Source organism: Aeribacillus sp. FSL K6-1305 (genome assembly GCF_038050115.1).
Classification (GTDB): Bacteria; Bacillota; Bacilli; order Bacillales; family Aeribacillaceae; genus Aeribacillus; species Aeribacillus composti.
This window is the reverse complement of the sequence record NZ_JBBOQV010000001.1, coordinates 162170-182123: the sequence shown is the minus strand read 5'-3', so window position 1 is coordinate 182123 and position 19954 is coordinate 162170. Positions and strand designations below refer to the sequence as shown.

Below are 19954 nucleotides of genomic sequence, written 5' to 3'. Positions count from 1 at the left end.
CGCCGATAAAATTGTCATACTAAGCTTTAATAGCTCATAATAAAAATATGTAAACCCGAACGATTCGTTGCTTTATAAGTATAACTAATTTTTCTTGATGGACACAAACGCGGTATATAGCGGATATCTCTTATATTTAATGGTCAGTTTGTACTGAATAGTTTTTTTATATAGTTTTCTTACATTTCCTTTTATATGCTGGTAAATTCATACCAATATCAACATTTTACGGTCAACTACATTGTTTATTTTTAACCAACAAGTTCCACACATCAGATCACTTCTTTTTTGCAAACTATGCGTAAACAGGCAAAAAGGAGTTGAATTCGAATGGCAAGGCGAAATCAATTAATTGTTCCAGGAGTTGAACAAGCTCTTGAACAATTTAAAATGGAAATCGCGCAAGAGTTTGGTGTCCACCTTGGTTCAAATACTACCTCACGCGCAAACGGATCTGTTGGAGGAGAAATGACAAAGCGTTTAATTGCACAAGCTCAGGCTGATTTTAGCGGAAAACAGCCTTAAAATAGACTTTTGTAAATAATACAAACATTTTATCCTTTCCCATGTTCGTCCAAATGCTTCATTTTTCATATTGTTTAGGGTAAAATGATGTTGGATGATGTTTCATAAGTTTTATTTGTTCATGTTCCGATTGCATAACGGCATGAAATGGAACATTTTTTAGGAGGAATAGAACATGGGAATTGGTTGGACAGAATTTATTTTAATCATTTTCGTTGCACTTTTGCTTTTTGGACCGAGCAAGCTTCCGGAGCTTGGAAAAGCAGCAGGAAAAACGCTGCGGGAATTCAAGCTGGCTACAAAAGGAATTCTTGACGAAGAAGAAAAAAATGAAAAAAAATAATTGGTTCAACCGTAAAATCGGCAAATTGCCGATTTTTTCTTTTTTCGGAATTTGTATGAACCGTTTTTCGAGTATGTAACTTACATTTTTTAACACAAATCATTCTGATCCTTTCGCTAAAAATAAAGAGAAAGAAAAGGTAACTTACGGAAAGGCGGAATGAATATGCATACGATGTGGAAAGGTTCCATATCCTTCGGGCTCGTCAACATCCCGGTCAAACTGTTTTCTGCTACAGAAGACAAGGATATGAAATTTCGTCAGCTTCACAAAAAATGCCATACCCCAATTCAATACGCAAAACGTTGTCCAAACTGCGACGAAGAAGTTGGCAACGATGACATTGTGAAAGGGTTCGAATATGTACAAGGCAAATTCATTATTTTAACAGATGAGGAATTAGCAGCTCTGAAGGAAGAAAATGAAGACAAAACGGTTGAAATCGTCGATTTCGTGAATTTGCCGGAAATTGATCCGATTTATTTTAACCGGTCATATTATATCGGTCCAGGCGAAAACGGACAAAAAGTGTATGCATTGCTTCGTGAAGCATTGAAACAATCAGGGAAGATTGGAATTGGAAAGATTTCAATGCGCTCTAAACAACAATTGGCTGTCATCCGGACATATGAGGACGTCATTTTAATGGAAACAATTCATTATCCAGATGAAGTGCGAAACGCCCGTGACGTTCCCGGGGTTCCTCAAAATACCAATATTGAAAAAAAAGAGCTGGACGCTGCCATGCTGCTTATCGATCAGCTGACAACAACGTTCCAACCGGAGAAATATCAAGATGAATACCGTTTGCGGATTCAAGAAAAAATTGAACAAAAAGTACAGCAAAACGAAACAAAAACGGCTGAACCGTCTCCAAAAAAGAACGTAGTCGATTTAATGAGTGCGCTTGAGGCAAGCATCGAACGCTCAAAATCATTAAATAAAAAGGGAGAAGAAAAAAGCGGTGCAGCAGGCAAAAAAACGAAAACGACCCGCAAAAAAGCTTAGCTTTGCCGGACAATAAAGCGGGCGGCCGACAGCAAATCCGGAAAATGAAAATCAGCTATTTTTTCTTGATGGCGGCTGCCTACTAATATCGTTTTAGCTCCTGCAGCCTTTCCGGCAGCGATATCCACTTCACGATCGCCAATCATATAACTGTTCTCTATATTGATGTTATATTTCTTTGCCAAATCAACAATCATCTTCGGCTCCGGCTTACGGCAGGCGCAGCCTTCTTTAGGTGCGTGGGGACAATAGGCAACCTCTTTAATCGTTCCGCCTTTTTTTTCAATTTCACGAACCATTTTTTCATGGATTTTGTGGAGCATTTTTTCTGACATGTATCCTAATCCGATTCCGCCCTGATTTGTGACAACGAAAACGTCAAAATTGGATCTGTTCAAAAGCGCAACAGCTTCAGCTGCTCCTTTTAGCAAATAAAAATCTTCAGGCTTATTTACGAAACGGACACGATTGGTCATCACTTCATTTACAACGCCGTCTCTGTCTAAAAAAACTGCATTTTTCACAAATCTATCCTCCAATCTTTAAGGGTGAACACTATGCAACCGATGATGCCGACATTATCTTTCCATATTCCGGAAGGGGAGCAATGGCTATATGAGCCAAAATATGATGGTTTTCGCGCGATATTGCAAGCTGACGAAGACCGTATTTCTCTCATGAGCCGAAATGGAAACGATTTATCCCCATCGTTCCCGGAAATTAAACATTTTATCGAAAAACAAATAGAAAAATGGCGTCCTTTTTTTCCGCTTGTTTTGGACGGAGAGCTTGTTATGCTCAAAACAGCTTTTTCCGCTGATATTGCCTCTTTAAAAAGAAAATGGAAAAGAAAAAGCGATGAAACGACCGAAGCATATCAGCTTCTCGTTTTCGATATACTTTTGCTGCAAGGAGAGGATATAACAAAAAAACCCCTTTCCAGCCGAAAAGAACTACTATCCTCCTTATTTCAACAACTCGGTTTACCGCTGCATGTTAGTCCAGAGAATCCGGTCCCGATCCAAATGATTCAAGCATATCATCAGTTTTCCCAATTATGGGAAAAAATTGTCCAGCATGATGGAGAAGGCGTTGTTTGCAAACATATGTTAAGCACATATGAGAACAAGAAAAGAACATCACAATGGCTGAAAATCAAAAACTTTAAAGAAGCGCTCTTTTTTGTCACTGGATTTGATTCAAACAACGGCTACATGCATATTTCTGTTCATCATAAAGGAACAATTGTGCAAGCCGGCGTTTTTTCTCACGGTATGCCTGACAACCAAAAACAAGCGTTGTTGGAGATTATAAAAAAGAAAGGAAAAAAGGAAAACCATCTATATACTATAGAGCCGGCCATTTGCATGAAAGTACGGTTTCTTTCCATTGACGGCGGCAGTTTAAGAGAACCTTCTTTCCATTCCTTTGCATTGGAACATGATTGGACAGACTGCACTTTTTTGCAGCTGAAAATGGCTGAAGCCAATGTCAAAGATGTTGCTGTCACACATATTGAAAAACCTCTTTGGCCGAAACATGATATACAAAAACAAGATTTTTTGCTTTATTTATTGGAAATTTCCGATTATATGCTTCCATTTTTAAAAGACCGCCCCTTAACGGTGATCCGCTATCCGCACGGTTTGTTGGGAGAAGCATTTTTTCAAAAAAATTGTCCTGATTATGCCCCGGAATTTATTCAGACAAAAGCAATCGACGGGATTCATTATATCATTTGCAATGACAAAAAAACGCTTATGTGGCTTGGCAACCAGCTCGCAATTGAATTTCATATCCCCTTTAATACGTGGAAGGAAAAACAGCCGGCGGAAATTGTATTTGATTTAGATCCGCCGTCGAAAAACGAATTTCATTTGGCTGTTTATGCTGCAAACAAGCTGAAGGAATGTTTAGATCGGTTTGAGATTGCCTCCTTTCCAAAGCTTTCCGGAAACAAAGGAATTCAAGTTCATATTCCGATCGGCACCAACATTTTCTCATATGAGGATACGAGGCGGTTTACGTCTTTTTTCGCTAATTATTTAGCCGAACAGCATCCGAACGAATTTACGATTGAACGCTTGAAGAAAAACCGGGGCAGCCGCCTTTATATTGACTTTTTACAGCATGCAGAGGGAAAAACGATCATTTCACCTTATTCCGTCAGAGGAGTCGAAAATGGAACGGTTGCCGCTCCGCTTCATTGGAATGAAGTCAATGAACAGCTTGACGCTGAATCTTTTACAATGGACTACTGCATCAACAGGGTAAAATCAGGTATTTGTCCAATGAAACATTATTTTTCCATCGATCAGCATGAAAAAATTAAGGCCATTGTCGAGCATTTATTATGAAAACCGCCTATACAACTTGAGCTTCTTCAGCATAGTTTATAACTGTAATAAAACATTTCACAGGGAGGTTTTCATATGTCTGGAGTATCTGGAGGATACGGCGGAGGCTTTGCGTTAATCGTCGTTCTGTTCATCCTTCTCATTATTGTTGGTGCATCTTGGTGGGGATGGTAAATATTGCATTTTGACTTTTTCAAAAATGCCAGAGCTTATTCTCTCGTTGAAACCGGCAAAATTGCCGGTTTCACCTGTTAAAAGCAGAATATTTTTTTAAGAGTAATCAATCTAAATCCGACGATCAAGATTTTCAAATGAACAATTGATTTTTCTTTTCAGGCCAATTTTGCAAAAGTTGGAATGCTTCATCAGATGAAACAGGCTTGCTGAAATAAAAACCTTGCATTTGAAAACAATGGTGGCGATTCAGAAAAAATACTTGTTCTTTTTTTTCGACGCCTTCCGCTACGATGGAAAGCTTCAAATTTTGTGCTAGAGCAATGATCGTTTTTACAACGACATTGTGGTCGTGCTCTAAATAAATGTTTTGAATAAAAGAACGGTCAATTTTAATTTTATCCAGCTTCAGCTTCGTTAAATAGCTGAGCGAACTATAGCCTGTTCCGAAATCATCGATGCTCAGACCTATATTTAGTTTCTTTAACTTACGGATGATTTCCAAAAACCATTCAAAATTGTACATTGGGACGGTTTCGGTAAATTCAAGCTCAAAGCATTCAGGCGGAATTTCATACATCGTCAAGTAATCCGTAATCATTTTCACAACATCATGCTGGTAAAATTGTTTAATAGATAAATTGACACTGATTTTCAAGTCACGGAAGCCCTTATCTCTCCATTCCTTTAATTGCTGGCAAGCTTTTTCCATGCTCCATTTGCCGATTTCTACGATAAGCCCTGTATCTTCCGCAATCGGTATAAATTCTGAAGGGGGAATCATCCCAAGCTCTTTATGTTTCCATCTGAGCAGCATTTCAAAGCCGGTAATTTTTTTTTCTTTTGTATCGACGATCGGTTGATAATATAAACATAATTCTCTTTTTTTCACAGCTTTGTAAAGCTCATTTTCTATAAAAATTCTTCGTTCGATCGATTTGCTGTTATGATTATTAAATTGGGCAATGCGCTCGTTTTTTTCTTTCCCCATTTTGATAGCAATTTCACTATTTTTAATTAAAGTTTTCGGCGTTCTTCCATGAACCGGGTAAAACACGATGCCAATGCTGTAGTCGTAATAAATTTCCAAATCGTTGATGACAAGTATATCTTCCAGCTTATTGATACGATGCACAATATCACGAATCATCTCATCTTTATTTACAACATTGTAAACAATAACTAAAAACTCGTCATTTGACAATCGACCTATAAAGTATGTATCGGGAAAAATATTTCTCAACTGCCTTGCAAATGACTTAATCACTTCATTACTAATATCTTTCCCAAAAATTTCGTTTATGTATTTATAGCGGTTAATTTGAAACTTCACAACTGCAGCAGGATTTTTTTCTGTTTGGCATAAATACTCTAAACGGTTGAAAGTAGCTTGTTCATTTGGCAGCTTTGTCAAATCGTCAAATTGCGTTAAATATTGAATCTTTTCATCCGCTTCCTTTACTTTTGAAATATCTCTTATAATCAGCGCATAACCATAAAAAAAATTATTGCTATATAAAGGAAGGCATAAGATGGACGAAGGCGTTTCCTCAACAACTGCCTCAAAAGTTGCAGGTTCGCCGGTTATCCTCACCTGTTCAAAAAGATGCTGAATCTCTTTTCTGGATGAAGAATGAAAAAAATGATAAATCGAACCTTTCTTTTGCAAAAAATGCGCAGCCATTCTGTTGCCTTCCTTGACCAATCCGCTTGGATCACAAAAAACGATCACATCAGGGTGAAATTGAAAAATGAGGTCATAAAATTGTTGAAAAAGGCGATCCATTATTTTAACACTTCCTCAACTATGGGTTCTCATTTTTTATATCGGTATAAACATAGCTTTATTCAATAATTACATAGAATTTCATTCATAAAAATTATCGAAACAGCACACTATTGCTGGAGTCTGCAGCTTTTTTTAACAGTTCGATCAATTGCACTTGTTCTTCTTCGGATAGGCCGGAAAAAACTCTCGCCATCCTTAAGGCGCGGATCGGATATATTTCATCAAAATATTGGCGCCCCTTCTCCGATAAATTTGCATAAACTGACCGTTTATCTTTCGGATTTTTTTCCCGATAAATCCACCCGTTTTTTTCAAGCTTGTCAATAACATAAGTTACATTACCGCTGACAAGCAATAGTTTTGACCCGATTTGCTGAAGTTTTTGCGGACCCTTTATGTACAGAAGCTCCAATACAGCATATTCGGTTGGATTCAAACCATGCTCCTTGCTGTCTCGATTGGCGTGATCCGAAACGTTTTTATACGCTTTTGCAAGCGTATGAAACAAGTTTAAAGCCCTCTCCATTTCTTCTTGAGTATAGGAAAAAAACATTTCCAATCCCCTTTTCCTTTTTTTATTTTATAATGCTCATTTTAATGGAAAAAACAGTTTATGTAAACGCTGTCATTTTAAAAGTGCGCTCTACCAAACAGTCAGTCAAAATCTTTTCTTATCGAAAAAAATAAAAGCGTGCAGCAAGATGCTTGCACGCTTTACAGTCCATTCATCCTTTTATTTTGTCATACGGTTCGTAAAAATTGATTATTGAACTTGAAACCTTTTCACTAAAGATTGCAAATCTTCAGCCAGATTTGACATGGATTCGGCATGTGAAGCAATAGTTGCCGCTGACTCATTTGCCGTTGCTGCTGAAGCTGATGTTTGTTCAATACCTGCAGCCGCCTCTTCCGAAATCGATGCGATGTTGGAAATCGAATCATTAATCGATTCGCTCGTTGATAACATGTCAGTTAAATCATTTTGAGCATTGTTGATTCTTTCGGAAATTTCTTTAATCGTTTCTTTAATTTGTTGAAATGCGGCACTCGTTTCGTTCATTGAATCCATTCCCGATTCTACTTGTTGAAATCCTAATTCAAAGCTTTTCGTCACTTTATTCGTCTCGCTATGGACTTCTTCCACGATTTTTTGAATATCCACAACGGAACTGGAAACTTGTTCAGCCAATTTTCTGACCTCGTCTGCAACTACTGCAAATCCTTTTCCATGTTCCCCCGCTCGAGCCGCTTCAATCGCTGCATTTAGCGCGAGCAAATTTGTTTGATCAGCTATAGATTGAATAACTTCAACGAGTTTGGAAATTTGTTTTGAGCGTTCATCAAGTTTTTTAATTTTTTTCATATTGCTTTGCATGCCTGTAAACATATAATCAAAAAGTTTTTTCGATTGATTCATCAGCTTGCTGCCATTGTCCGTCAACTCCAGCACTTCTCTCGATTTATCAAACATTTCTTTTCCATTCCTATGTATTTGATAAATCTTATCCATGTACATACCCATTGCTTCAGAAAGCTCTGAGGCAGAATTAGCTTGCGATTCTGCTCCAGCCGACAGCTCTTGCATTGTCGCAGCGATTTGGTTGCTTCCTTCTTTTAGCTCTTTAGAGGAAGAAAGCAAATCGCTGCTTTGTTTTGACATAGTATCTGAAGCATGATGAATGTCTTGCACGATCTTTCGAAGCTGATTCCCCATTTCGTTGACAGCTTCCATCAATTCGCCGATTTCATCCTTCGACTTTATTGATAACGGTTCCAACATTAGATTTCCCTTAGATATTTGCTCCATTTGGCCGGCGATTTTGATCAAAGGATTCGTAATGGAACGAGCCATTTTAAAGGACATGATGAAACCGATTAAAAGTATGGAGGCCAAAACAGCTAATATGATGATGATAGATAGATTGCTAAGTTGAATCATATTATTTCCGCTTTTGATTACATCGTTTTGTCGATCCGACGTCACTTTTTCAAATTCTTGAATAATCGTTTCCCCAAGCGGTTGTACACTTTCTTTCATTTGCTTTAAAGCATCATTCTTTTTCCCCATATCATAGTCAAATAAAACCTCGTGTCGGACAAGCAATTCCCATTGGTGGCATTTCGCAACTAAATCCTTCATTTGCTGTGAAGAATTCAATTTCAATAACTGCTTTTGAATCTCGCTGCTCTGTTTTGCCAATTCTTCGTATTTTTGACGAATGTCTCGGTCCCCATATAGAAGAAACTGGTTTATTAATGAAATGCGTTCTGCAATATTGTATCGCATTTTCTCGTTTTGGATCAGTCCTTCTACATCTTCCTTCATGATGCTTTCCGTATGATTTGTTAAATTTTTTATTACCCCAAAATTAATAACGGCCATTAAACATGTTAGCAGCATTAATATTCCAAAGCTTCTGAGCAGCCTTCTTCTCAATCCGCCTTGCTTTTTGGAAGTAGTGATCCTTGTCACTGTTTTATTCTTTTTCATATGATCTACGATCCCCTTCCCAAACCCCTTTTTTATTTATATCGGTGCAAAATTCATCATTTTTAAAGAATAGTAAAATCGACCCAGTTTCATCATCAATGCTTCAGACGACTAGCTTTTTAAGAGGCATACGACCGTTTACCATAACTTTTTCTGCAAAATCTTTTTTAATCCGCTTGAAATCGCATATGTAAAGTCGCCATATGTTTTTCAATAAATAGACTGCCCTTTTAGAAAGCAAAAAGTAAAATCGCTCGTTTTTGAAATGGAGAATGAACTTGCTATTTTCAAAGAAAAAGCCACTCATTCATCAGAAAAAAAGTACCGGATCTCCATAAATATCTTATCTGTTCCAACAAAAAAACAGCCTGCAGACAGAAAATACATTTTGTCTGCAGGCGTGGACAATTTTGATTAAGTTATTTAGTCCCAAAAAACTCTTCATATAACGCTTTTACGGCTTTCTTTTCATCCGTTCCTTTTACGCCAAACATCATGCTCACTTCTGATGACCCTTGATTGATCATTTCAAGGTTCACACCGCTGTTTGCAAGCGCTGTTGCAGCTCTGGCCATCGTTCCGACATTTTTCCGCATTCCTTCGCCAACAATCATGATTACCGCTAAATCATAAGCAACTTCTATATTATCGACTTCCAGTTCCTTTTTGATCCGCTCTACAACTTTCCGTTCTGTTTCCGAATCAAACTGGTCCTGGCGCAAAATGACAGAAATGTCATCAATTCCAGAAGGTGTATGTTCATATGACAGCCCAAAATCTTCTAAAATTTGCAACAATCTTCGGCCAAAACCGATTTCTCTGTTCATTAAATATTTATTGACATAAATGCTGCAAAAACCGGTATCACTGGCGATGCCCACGACAGGGCCGTTAGAATCTGTTCGTTCATGTACAATTTTTGTACCAGGAGCCGATGGATTATTGGTGTTTTTAATATTTACCGGGATTCCTGCACGGAATGCCGGAATAAGTGCTTCGTCATGAAATACTGCAAAGCCAGCGTAAGATAACTCACGCATTTCTTTATATGTAAGCTCCCGAATTTCTTTTGGATTTTCAACAAAATTTGGATTTACGGAATAGACCGCATCTACGTCCGTAAAGTTTTCATATATTTCCGCTCCGACCCCGTTGGCCAAAATAGAACCGGTTATATCGGAACCGCCACGTGAAAAGGTGACGAGCTTTCCGTCTTTTGAATAGCCGAAAAATCCAGGAAAAATCAGAATTCCTGAGCGATCACGAAGCTTTTTTAAATTTTCATAGGCTTCCGGCAGCACTTGTGCATTGCCTGGTTCATCGCTCACAATAAGCCCTGCTTCTTTAGGATTCACATAATGGGCTTCAACTCCGCGCGATTGAAAATACGCAGTGATCAGTTTTGCATTATTATCTTCACCGCTGGCCTTCACCGCATCCATAAAACGGGCAGGATTTGATTTGTCCCCATGTAAAATTTCTTGCAAATCAGCAGAAATTCGATCAATAATATCATTAGATAATCCTAATTCTTTAGCAATTTCAACATATCTGTTCACAACAGCTTCATATGTTTCCTTTACGCTGCCATTGTTCAAATATTCTTCCCCGCACTTTATTAATAAGTCGGTCACTTTCACATCTTCTTTAAATCTTTTGCCAGGAGCCGAAACAACGACAATTTTTCTTTTCGGATCAGATGTGACGATATCGAACACTTTTTGAATTTGTTGCCCAGATGCAACGGACGTTCCACCAAACTTTACAACTTTCATATTTACTACATCCCCTACCAATAATTTTAGCAATATTTTATAAAATTCCATATAAATCTTATTATCTCTTTTCATGCTGATTGTTGCAATAGTTTTTTCAGTGCCTAAATGATCATTACAGCTAAACTCTCGGTTTTTAATTAGTTGCGTTCACGGTGCGTTTTCCTCATCAACAACCTTCTTCTATGACTTGAAGAAGAATCAAGTCTTTCATATCTTCTAGTATATCACCCAAGAAGAAAAATTAGATCATGTTTCAATCGTTTCACCAGATCCTTTATGGTTGAAATACGCTGTTTTAGCGCTCAAAGAATACATCTCGCCGTACAGCTTTGTTTGGTTGGAACATTTTCCGATATTTTTTGCAGCGAAAACCTGTATCTTTGTCAATGATAAAACGCTGAACAGGTTACATCTCGGATGTTGAAAATTGTTATCGTTCGATGGTTAATGGCTACTGCTTTTTTCGACAACTGGGGACGCGCTCCCTTTTACGCTCTAGAAACCTTAAAAGATGAGTGACGACTGGGCCTCGGGTAAACGGTGTTCTTATCCATGCTTTACAATCTCTTTTGGATTCCTAAATTGATGATGGAATTGCCATTTCAAAATGATTGATTCAAACAAAGAATGATTTTTTTCTAGCAGCCAAAGCCGATAATGATTATAATAATGATTATTGATCAAAAAAGGGAATACGAATGTATCAGTCGTTTTATCATTTTCGAACTTTAATTCCTTGTCATGTACCTGTTAGAGAGGTGAAACATCATGAATCAATCGAAAGGCAGTATCGAGGCTGAAATCAGCAAAGCATTAACAAAATGGGAAAAAGATTTTCTTGGACGCGGATCTGTGTCCGTCAAAACGGATATTTTGCGGGATATGATTATTGTATCGCTGCAAGGTATTCTAACCCCAGCGGAATATGCCCTCTGTGAGTCTAAAGAAGGGATGTTGTCTGTGAAACAAATCCGCTCCAGTTTAGTCGAATCCGGGGTTGATGAGCTGAAAGAGATGATTTTTCAAATTACAGAAGAGCAAGTAAAAAGTTTCCATACGGACCTTAGTACTCAAACCGGGGAGCGAATTATGGTGTTTAAATTGTTTCAAAATTTGGAAAAGAAACTCCTTAAATAAACGTAAACGCTTTTTCTATAAATCTCTAAAAAAATACGTGCAATCTTGAAAACGATGATGTATAATGAAAACAACTTTTTTTGAAAAAATACGAGAGAATTGCCAAAGTCGGCAGACCTTCAAAAAACCTACGGAATCTATTAGTAGGTTCGTTGAAGGTAAACCGACAATGGGAAAACTGAAACGGGAGATCTAAGCCAATCGAAATTGGTTTAAGGTAAACCGGCTATCGTCATTTTTAGGCAAAAGACAGTCATTTTCTTAAAAAAGGCTGTTTTGCTTAGAATGACATAGCCGGTTTTTTTCTTTCAAAAAGGTCACACCAGAGGAGGAACGAAATTTGCAAGAAATGTTGGTTTTCGGATGGCTGGCAGCATTGATGATTGTGCTCATAAGCGCATTGATTTATCTGCATCCTCGTGTGCCCGACTGGTATGTACATGTTCACGTCGGCCTGCTTCTTTTGCCGATTGCTTCGGCATTCTTCGGGTGGATTTATTCTGGCGCGGAAATAAAAGCCGGACCATGGCGGCTCGACACGATTAGCTGGATGATGGCGGTCTATATTTCAACACTCGGCTTTATCATCCAGCGGTTTTCCATTCGATATTTGCATGGGGATCGAGTCTACCGGCTATATTTTCTATTCTTGACATGGACAACCGGCTCTTCCGCCAGCACTTGGATGACTGATGATCTACGCCTGTTTAGCATTTGCTGGGCGATGCCTCTTTTCGGTCTTGTCTTTTTGACGGCTTTAAAAAAAGAATGGCGGCCGGCAAAAGCTGAAGCGGTGCAAATGGGAACAATGTTTTTTGTTTCTTCCCTTGCGGTATGTGCAGTGTCTGTCTGGCTGTTTCATGCGACTGGGGAGTGGAAGTTATCGGGCGCTTTATCAACGGATAAGTTGTCTCATCTTAAATGGTGGGAGACAGCCGGAATAAGCTTGCTGCTTATTTTGGCGGCCATCATTCCTGCCGGGCAATGGCCTTTCCACCGTTGGCTGCTTGAATCTGCGGTAACGCCGACGCCGGTTTCGGCTGTGATGCACGCCGGTCTTGTCAATGCCGGAGGACTTTTGCTTTGGCATTTCTCACCGTTGTTTACGGACACAGTCACACACGCTCTCCTTCTTCTAATCGCGTTTATTTCCGTCATGATCGGTACCGGCGTCAGTTTCGTTCAAGTAGATTATAAACGGCAACTAGTCGCCTCAACGATGGCACAAATGGGTATGATGCTTATTCAATGTGCATTAGGCGCTTACGAGGCGGCAGTCATTCATCTTATTTTGCACGGCTTATTTAAAGCGACTTTATTTTTACAGTCCGGATCGGCTGTTCCCCGTCCGGGACATTCGGCACGAACATTGGTGCACAAAAAAGGACATAGGTTTGTCGGCACGATGCTTGGCTTGGCACTTGGATTCGGCTTCTGGGCCGTTTCGCCGGAAGAGCCGGCGCGCCTATTGAGCGCTTTGCTCCTTGGTTCGTCCATGACGATTGCATGGAGCAGATTTGCGCTTTTCCGAGAAGGTCGATGGCTTGGGTTGGCACTAGCAGCGATACTGGCATTTATTTCAGAAGAAGTGCGCAGCGGACTAATGGCCATGCTGCATAAAGCAGAGGCTTCTCACTTTGCACCTCCGCTTGTCCTTGAATGGCTTACTTTCATTTTGTTTATTGTTTCCGCATTGGCGTTGGCACAGCTCTTTAAACAACGTTCTTCCGGTATTGCTGCCCGATTTTATATGCGGCTTGTTCATTTTGGCGAGCCCAGTCTGTCTGCGGTTGAACGGCATCCCCTTTATTTGCATGCATATATGAAGGAGGAGATGACCCATGAGTAAAACAGTGATTTCACTTGAACGTCCTGAAGAGCAAAGTAAACGAAATAAGAAAGATGTGTCCCGCTCTATTCTTCAGCTCGTGGAACAGGCATGCGATGCAATTGCTCCCCTTTGGCCGATTTCAACGTTCATTGCACGGCATCCGTGGATGGAACTTGAACATATGCCGTTTACCGAAGTAGCCGAGCATTTTCAACAAACCCAGCATGTTCACCTGTATCCGACAATGGCGGTTGTACGCAAAGCTCTCGCTAGAGGCGAGATCAATCCCTCCTTCGTTGAAAAACAGCTGGAGAACTGGCTTTCCGAGCAGTCTCTACCCGTTCATCGCCACAAAGCGGAACAGTTGTGCCATGCACTTTTGTGGAACGAAACCGTACCACATGAATGGTTAGATTCATCAGAACTGAACGAGCTGGCGGAGGAAATAGCCGAGTGGATCGGTTCCACAAACGCAGCGGTGGTGAAGCCGATTTGTACCCGCATTTACAAGCTAGACGAACGGCTTGATCAACAAATGATCAAATGGTGCAAACTATATTTGGATGATAATCAAGCTGCATGGGCAATGCCCTTCCGGGAACAGGGATTTTATCCTGCTTGGCAAAAACTTATCCAAAACGATCCGGCTCTTTCAAAAAATGAGAGAAAACGCCTAGCTGACTGGCCGGAAGATGCGGAAACAGCACTGTTGTTTTCGCTGTCGCTGCTTGATATAGACGATGAAAAGGCGAAAGACTATTTAGAATCGCATCTTCTTGCATTGCCGGGATGGGCCGGCATGTTAAAGTGGCGTTCGCAGCAAAGTGGAGAAGGCCTCCAACTGTTAGTTGATTATTTGGCCATTCGTCTTTCGTTAGAATGGGCATTTGTCTCCCCTTACTTGCCGCTGGAACAGGAGAAAAAGGCTGACGTTTCAAGTTTACTTCCCCTTTTGGCCGCATGGATCCATTGGGGAGGAATATCTGTGGATGAGTGGAGGCAATTGTCGAAGGATGAAATGACATCCTGTTTATTGTTTGCCGACCGGTTTTGGTGGATCAATCGTTATCACCTTTGGCTCGAGGCGTGGGAAGAGACGTACGAATCCCGGCTGCAAGAAAAAATTGCATCCCGTCCATACATTGGACAAAAAGAGCAGGCCGCCGTCCAGTTTCTTTTCTGCATTGATGTCCGTTCCGAGCCTTTTCGCCGTCATTTAGAGGAATCCGGTCCATTTGAAACGTACGGTTGCGCAGGATTTTTCGGTTTGCCGATCCGAACGCGTGAACTTGACAGCGACCATACCCATCCTTCTTGTCCTGCGATCATTGAGCCGAAGCATGAAATTTACGAATCTGCACAAGATGATGCTGCAAAATACCGTCGCCGGCTCAATGTATTTCAGTTCATCGGGGGCACCTTTAAAAAAATGAAAAAAGATGCATTAGCGAGTTTATTGCTTCCAGAAATGAGCGGCCCATGGCTTGGTTTGCATACAATCGCCAGAAGCATTGCCCCTAGATGGGCGGGCCATTTTCTCCAGCAAGCTGAAAAAACAGCTGAACGGAAGCCGCCGACAAACTTGTCATTGCATCATGAAGTGTCTTGTTCATCATCCGGTTTGCCCATCGGGTTTACAACAGAAGAACAAGTTCAGTACGTAAAACAATTGTTAACAAATATCGGGTTAACATCGTCTTTTGCCCCCCTTGTCGTTGTCTGCGGTCACGAAAGTATGACAACGAATAACCCGTATGCCTCCTCCCTTGATTGCGGGGCGTGCGGCGGAACAGCCGGAGCTTTTAATGCCCGCGTGTTTGCAAGCCTATGTAACTTGCAGGAAGTAAGAGAAGGACTGGTGAAGGAAGGGATCTTCATTCCAGATGAAACCGTATTTGTGGCAGCGGAACATATCACAACGGTCGACGAACTCTACTTACTCGATTTGCCAACCTTATCGAAAAAGGCAGAGCAGTCACTCCGTTTACTAAAAGGAAAGCTAGAAGAAGTGAAACGGAAAGCAAACGCCGAACGGCTGGCGAATCTCCCTTGCACCGGCAAGTCGAAAAATCCGGTGACTGAGGCGAGCCGCCGTTCCGTCGATTGGAGCGAAATCCGTCCTGAATGGGGATTGGCTGGAAACGCAGCCTTTATTATCGGCCGCAGGACGCTTACAAAACATTGCCATTTAGACGGGAAAGTGTTTTTACACAGCTATGACTGGCGAAAAGACCAATCCGGCGAAGCACTTGAAAATATCATCTCCGGTCCTGCTACGGTCGGGCAATGGATCAATTTGCAATATTACGCATCAACCGTTGCACCGCATTATTACGGAAGCGGCAGCAAAACGACGCAGACGGTTACAGGTGGATTCGGGGTGATGCAAGGGAATGGGAGCGACTTGCTTTCCGGTCTTCCGTGGCAGTCGGTTGCTTCTTCCGACGGGGAGCTGTTCCATTCCCCCCTTCGTTTACTCTTGATCATTGAAGCACCGAGTTTTTATATCGAGCGGCTGCTCCGGGACAATCCCTTTTTCCGTCAAAAAGTGAAAAACGGATGGCTCCGTCTTTCTTCCATTGAACCTGAAACAGGGGCTTGGCTGAAATGGAGGTTTGATAGGATTCATGGCGAGTTTTATACCGAGCCAATTTGAAGTGACCCTTGTGAAGTAGCAAGACTAAAAAGCGATTGAAGCGGTATTAAACCGTTGATGGTTGTCAAGTTGACATATTTGTCGTACAGGAACCCTGATCGAAAAAAGTACAGATTGAAACACTTTTCCTTAAATTCTCCGGAGGAGTTTTCCATATTTTTCTAAAATAATCTTGGGTTCATTTTGCAGTTATATTGACTTGATGAACCCGTAATCACTATGTAAGAGAAAGCCGTCTACTCTCCATTCTTTTTTGTAAATGTCAAAGCAAAACATGACGTTTTCAAAAAGTTGGTGAAGTGAAAATCAGGCTGTCGGAGTGTTTCCCGACAGCCTTTACCGTTAGTTAGAATCTTTATTTATTCATCGCTTAAGTTGAAGTTGATAACCATGTTAATGACGAATAAAGAACAAATGGCTTGTATGGAAGAGCTTGTTTCTGAAAATCTCTTCTGCAAAAACAAGATTTTCTTTTATATATAAAAGAAAAGTAAAGAATCTCTGCCGCAATGATAGCGGTGGATCTTAAATTGATCTTATTGTTTTTTTATTGTCCTTCAAAAAAGAAAATCTTTAGTAACATCTTCGTTAATTTCATGATTCTCTTTCAGCAATTTCAACCGTTTTGACATGAAACCCGTCCATGTCTAAAATTTTAAACGAATATTGGTCAAAATCAATTTCATCTCCGACTTTCGCATCCATCTTTTGGGTTAAAATCCATCCGCCGATAGTATCAACATCGGACTCTTTAATCTGGAGGCCAAAAATATCATTGACTTCTTCTATCAAAACTTTTCCATCGACAACCGTTTTCGAATCAGTAATTTTCTTAATTTGCGGAGTTTCATCCGCATCGAATTCATCGCGAATTTCCCCGACAATTTCTTCCAAAATATCTTCGACTGTCACTAGACCTGCCGTCCCGCCGTATTCGTCAATTAAAATGGCCATATGAATGCGTTCCATTTGCATCTTAACCAACAGGTCATGGATCGGAATCGTTTCAATGACATGAATGACTGGCCGCACATATTCGCCCACCGTTTTTTCTCCTTGGATTCCTTTGACATAGTCGGTGAGCACCTCCTTCATGTTTACGATTCCGATCATATTATCTTTATCGCCGTTAAATACGGGATAGCGCGTATAATGCTCCTCCATGACAATCTCAATGCAGTCTTTTAATTTCATGTCTTTATCAAAAGCAACAATTTCTGTTCTTGGAACCATGATTTCTTTTGCAATACGGTTGTCAAACTCAAAAATGTTGTTGACATATTTATATTCCGACTGGTTGATTTCCCCGCTTTTATAGCTTTCAGACAAAATAATGCGCAATTCTTCTTCCGAATGGGCAATTTCATGCTCTTGTGCCGGCTTGAGGCCAAACAAACCCGTCAAAAGCCTCGCAGCGCCGTTTAAAATCTTAATAAACGGTTTCATGACTTTGTCGAACAAAATGAGCGGACGGGCAAAAAGTAGCGTGATATGTTCCGCTTTTTGTATGGCGAATGTTTTCGGCGCCAATTCGCCGACAACAACATGCAAAAACGTCACAACGGAAAAGGCGATTACAAAAGATAAAATGGTTGTAACCGAGGCTGGAAGCTGAAAATAAACAAACACAGGGTGCAATAAATGCTCAATCGTAGATTCACCAATCCAGCCCAATCCTAGAGATGTAATCGTAATTCCCAGCTGACAAGCTGATAAATATTCGTCTAAATTGGATATAACCTTCTTGGCTGCAATCGCTTGTTTATTTCCTTCCGAAATAAGCTGATCGATTCTTGAAGTTCGGACTTTGACAATAGCGAATTCCGATGCCACAAAAAAACCTGAGAGGGCGATTAAAAAAGCCACTATAAGCAAATTGAAAATTTCCAAATATCTCCCTTACCGCTTCTAAACAGTAAGGAATACACCTCCTGTAATCTTACTTTTATTTAGTATTTTCTTAAAAGGGAATATGATTAATAATAAGTTGCCAGCAGCGCCTTCACCAAATTGGCACTTTGCTTAGACAATTTTTCCATTATGATGGTGCGCTGTTCCCTGTTCATATGATCCATCAATTGCTGCATGTCTTTTATTTCTTTTTCAAGATTTTGCATAAGTTGGGCAATATGGTCGACATGCATTTCCAAGCTTTGATTTGATAGTGTTTTTGATTGCAACATATCAATGATATCTTTAATTTCATAAAGCGGACAGTTCATTTTTTTATACCGCTTCACCAATTCAATCGCTTCAACCGCTTCTTCATCATACAGGCGATAATTGGAATCAGAGCGCCTTGGGTGCAATAAGCCGATCTTCGTATAATAATCGATCGTTCGTTTTGAAACGTTCGTTCTCTCGGCTAACTCTCCAATTCTATAATACTTCCCAATACATTCACCCCTGCTTATAGAATTATTTTTAATTTACAAAAAATTAACCGTACAGTCAACGTTTTAGTTTTGGAAAACAAGCAAAAAACTTTTCATTTATGTCTAACTTACTTTCACAGTTTGATTTTTAGTTCAAGGCCTATTTAGGAACTGTTTCAAAAATAAATTTCATTTTGTAAAAAAATTGGTTAGCAAAATGAAAGTCACTTTCTCCTTTTGGCAAAATACAGGAAACAAGTTAATAGTTTGGGCTCATGATTTTCGAACCCTCATTTTGTATTAAGTTGGAAAAAATGCCCGCCTGCCGCTTTGGCAATGTCTTCGGTTCGGTCTGGATGAAACGAGATTAAAAAACATGTGGCAGGTCCGGCCGATTTTGTTATATCAATTTCTGTTGAAGTGATTTGGCAATAATCTAACTTGTTTTCTTCACAAAGCTTTTTCCATTCATATTGAACTCCTTTTGAGCCGATCGGAACGATTTCAAATACATACGGCAATTCCAATAGTTTTTTTATGATTGGCAGAGGCCCGATTTCATGTTTTTTTTCGATTACTTCGCCTCCGCACAGCGGTTTTCCGATGCAGGCAAATTTCGCATGGCTTGGCGTTTTCCGAACCTTGATGTCTGCTCTTCTCACCTTCCCGATGACCATGATCGCAAAAGCGGACTGAACCATCTTGAAATTGCTTTCTGTGCTTCCGGTTATGGGAATCGGTTCGCACTTAAGTTCCGAGAAAAGGGTTTGACAGCCTTTTTGCAAATGAGACCATTCTTCTTCACCGATGAGGTTTTGCATGACGATAGCAAGCGGCTTTGCCCCCACTGTTAAACATTCGGATAAAGCTACTCTTAAACCATAATAAGCGACCGTTTCATAATCAACTTTGACGTAATCGAACAATTTTTGTCCCACACCGCCGGAATTGTCAGCGGCAATCACAAGATCTTCATCATTTGATATCGGAATCATGATAACGTCTCTCATGGCGGTGAACCCCTTTTTGTTTTTCTAAAATAGGAACAAGTTTTATGGTTACGATATGACCAATCATTAAATTGATGGCTGTACCGATGACCAATCCCGGCAGCAACCCGAAATAAAAGCCTTTCCCGATCAGAAAGGAAAAAGGAACGGCAGCTAAAAAACCATTGGCGATAAAAAAGAAAACGGCTGCTGCGTATTTGTTTTTTCTGTAAATCACCCCAAATGCCCAAACGAGCAAAAACATTTCGACTGCAATCATTGCATGAAACGCTCCTAACGGAGAACCAGCGAGATAGCTTGACATGATATGACCAAAGAAAGCCGCAACTGCTCCCGCAACCGGCCCTAATACGACAGCGGCCACAAGGGCTGGAAATGAATCAAGGGCAACACTCGAAATATACGCGGGGATTTTAATAAATGCTCCGACAACGGAAAGTGCAATAAACATTATCAAATACGCATATTGTTTCATTCTGT

Annotated in this window: 17 protein-coding genes; 8 read left to right on the top strand and 9 right to left on the bottom strand. The window is 40.2% G+C overall.

All coding sequences use genetic code 11. The features are described from left to right. Positions 1–330: 330 nt before the first annotated feature. The 3 genes from NST97_RS00795 to ku all read left to right on the top strand — a co-directional run bounded on the left by NST97_RS00795 (position 331) and on the right by ku (position 1876). Complete coding sequence (locus tag NST97_RS00795; RefSeq protein WP_063389383.1) at positions 331–525, top strand: alpha/beta-type small acid-soluble spore protein; 195 nt, start codon at positions 331–333, stop codon at positions 523–525. A 175-nt stretch (positions 526–700) separates the two neighbouring features. After that, a complete protein-coding gene (locus NST97_RS00790) occupies positions 701–868 on the top strand; it encodes a twin-arginine translocase TatA/TatE family subunit (protein WP_063389384.1) in 168 nt (55 codons plus the stop codon). 165 nt (positions 869–1033) lie between these two features. Continuing rightward, a complete protein-coding gene (gene ku, locus NST97_RS00785; protein WP_063389385.1) occupies positions 1034–1876 on the top strand; it encodes a non-homologous end joining protein Ku in 843 nt (280 codons plus the stop codon). On the opposite strand, the gene NST97_RS00780 is transcribed toward ku, so the two are convergent. Then, positions 1873–2400, bottom strand: coding sequence for a D-glycero-alpha-D-manno-heptose-1,7-bisphosphate 7-phosphatase (locus NST97_RS00780; RefSeq protein WP_063389386.1), 528 nt, complete (start codon positions 2398–2400; stop codon positions 1873–1875). The two genes, ku and NST97_RS00780, sit on opposite strands and share 4 nt — an antisense overlap. Positions 2401–2433: 33 nt before the next feature. On the opposite strand from NST97_RS00780, the gene NST97_RS00775 reads away from it, so the two are divergent. Further along, positions 2434–4233, top strand: a complete 1800-nt coding sequence (locus tag NST97_RS00775; RefSeq protein ID WP_339199550.1) for a DNA ligase D — start codon at positions 2434–2436, stop codon at positions 4231–4233. A 75-nt stretch (positions 4234–4308) separates the two neighbouring features. Beyond that, positions 4309–4407, top strand: a complete 99-nt coding sequence (locus tag NST97_RS00770) for a YjcZ family sporulation protein (protein ID WP_063389388.1) — start codon at positions 4309–4311, stop codon at positions 4405–4407. 133 nt (positions 4408–4540) lie between these two features. On the opposite strand, the gene NST97_RS00765 is transcribed toward NST97_RS00770, so the two are convergent. The 4 genes from NST97_RS00765 to NST97_RS00750 all read right to left on the bottom strand — a co-directional run bounded on the left by NST97_RS00765 (position 4541) and on the right by NST97_RS00750 (position 10462). After that, positions 4541–6193, bottom strand: a complete 1653-nt coding sequence (locus tag NST97_RS00765) for an EAL domain-containing protein (RefSeq protein ID WP_341342801.1) — start codon at positions 6191–6193, stop codon at positions 4541–4543. A 94-nt stretch (positions 6194–6287) separates the two neighbouring features. Next, positions 6288–6749 (bottom strand): MarR family winged helix-turn-helix transcriptional regulator, encoded by a 462-nt coding sequence (locus NST97_RS00760; protein WP_063389390.1) that lies wholly within the window; start codon positions 6747–6749, stop codon positions 6288–6290. 210 nt (positions 6750–6959) lie between these two features. Further along, positions 6960–8687 carry a methyl-accepting chemotaxis protein gene (locus NST97_RS00755; RefSeq protein ID WP_339199546.1) on the bottom strand — a complete coding sequence of 576 codons (1728 nt, stop codon included), beginning with the start codon at positions 8685–8687 and terminating at the stop codon, positions 6960–6962. Positions 8688–9106: 419 nt separating this feature from the next. Further along, on the bottom strand, positions 9107–10462 hold the full coding sequence (locus tag NST97_RS00750; RefSeq protein WP_339199543.1) for an aspartate kinase: 1356 nt from the start codon (positions 10460–10462) through the stop codon (positions 9107–9109). A gap of 771 nt (positions 10463–11233) precedes the next feature. Here NST97_RS00750 and NST97_RS00745 point away from each other — a divergent pair. From NST97_RS00745 to NST97_RS00735, 3 genes are all read left to right on the top strand, one after another. Then, on the top strand, positions 11234–11602 hold the full coding sequence (locus NST97_RS00745) for a DUF2294 domain-containing protein (protein WP_311067132.1): 369 nt from the start codon (positions 11234–11236) through the stop codon (positions 11600–11602). 349 nt (positions 11603–11951) lie between these two features. Continuing rightward, on the top strand, positions 11952–13451 hold the full coding sequence (locus NST97_RS00740; RefSeq protein ID WP_339199980.1) for an NADH dehydrogenase subunit 5: 1500 nt from the start codon (positions 11952–11954) through the stop codon (positions 13449–13451). Then, positions 13444–16089, top strand: a complete 2646-nt coding sequence (locus NST97_RS00735; RefSeq protein ID WP_341342800.1) for a DUF2309 domain-containing protein — start codon at positions 13444–13446, stop codon at positions 16087–16089. The genes NST97_RS00740 and NST97_RS00735 overlap by 8 nt, the downstream gene beginning before the upstream one ends. Before the next feature lie 594 nt (positions 16090–16683). Here NST97_RS00735 and NST97_RS00730 read toward each other — a convergent pair. The 4 genes from NST97_RS00730 to NST97_RS00715 form a co-directional block, all read right to left on the bottom strand. Further along, entirely contained in the window at positions 16684–17979 is a 1296-nt protein-coding gene (locus NST97_RS00730; protein WP_311067126.1) for a hemolysin family protein, read from the bottom strand. An 86-nt stretch (positions 17980–18065) separates the two neighbouring features. Next, entirely contained in the window at positions 18066–18467 is a 402-nt protein-coding gene (locus tag NST97_RS00725) for a MerR family transcriptional regulator (RefSeq protein ID WP_340734413.1), read from the bottom strand. A 287-nt stretch (positions 18468–18754) separates the two neighbouring features. Further along, positions 18755–19474, bottom strand: a complete 720-nt coding sequence (locus tag NST97_RS00720; protein WP_063389397.1) for an AIR synthase related protein — start codon at positions 19472–19474, stop codon at positions 18755–18757. Then, a complete protein-coding gene (locus NST97_RS00715; RefSeq protein WP_311067124.1) occupies positions 19440–19949 on the bottom strand; it encodes an ECF transporter S component in 510 nt (169 codons plus the stop codon). The genes NST97_RS00720 and NST97_RS00715 overlap by 35 nt, the downstream gene beginning before the upstream one ends. Positions 19950–19954: the final 5 nt, after the last annotated feature.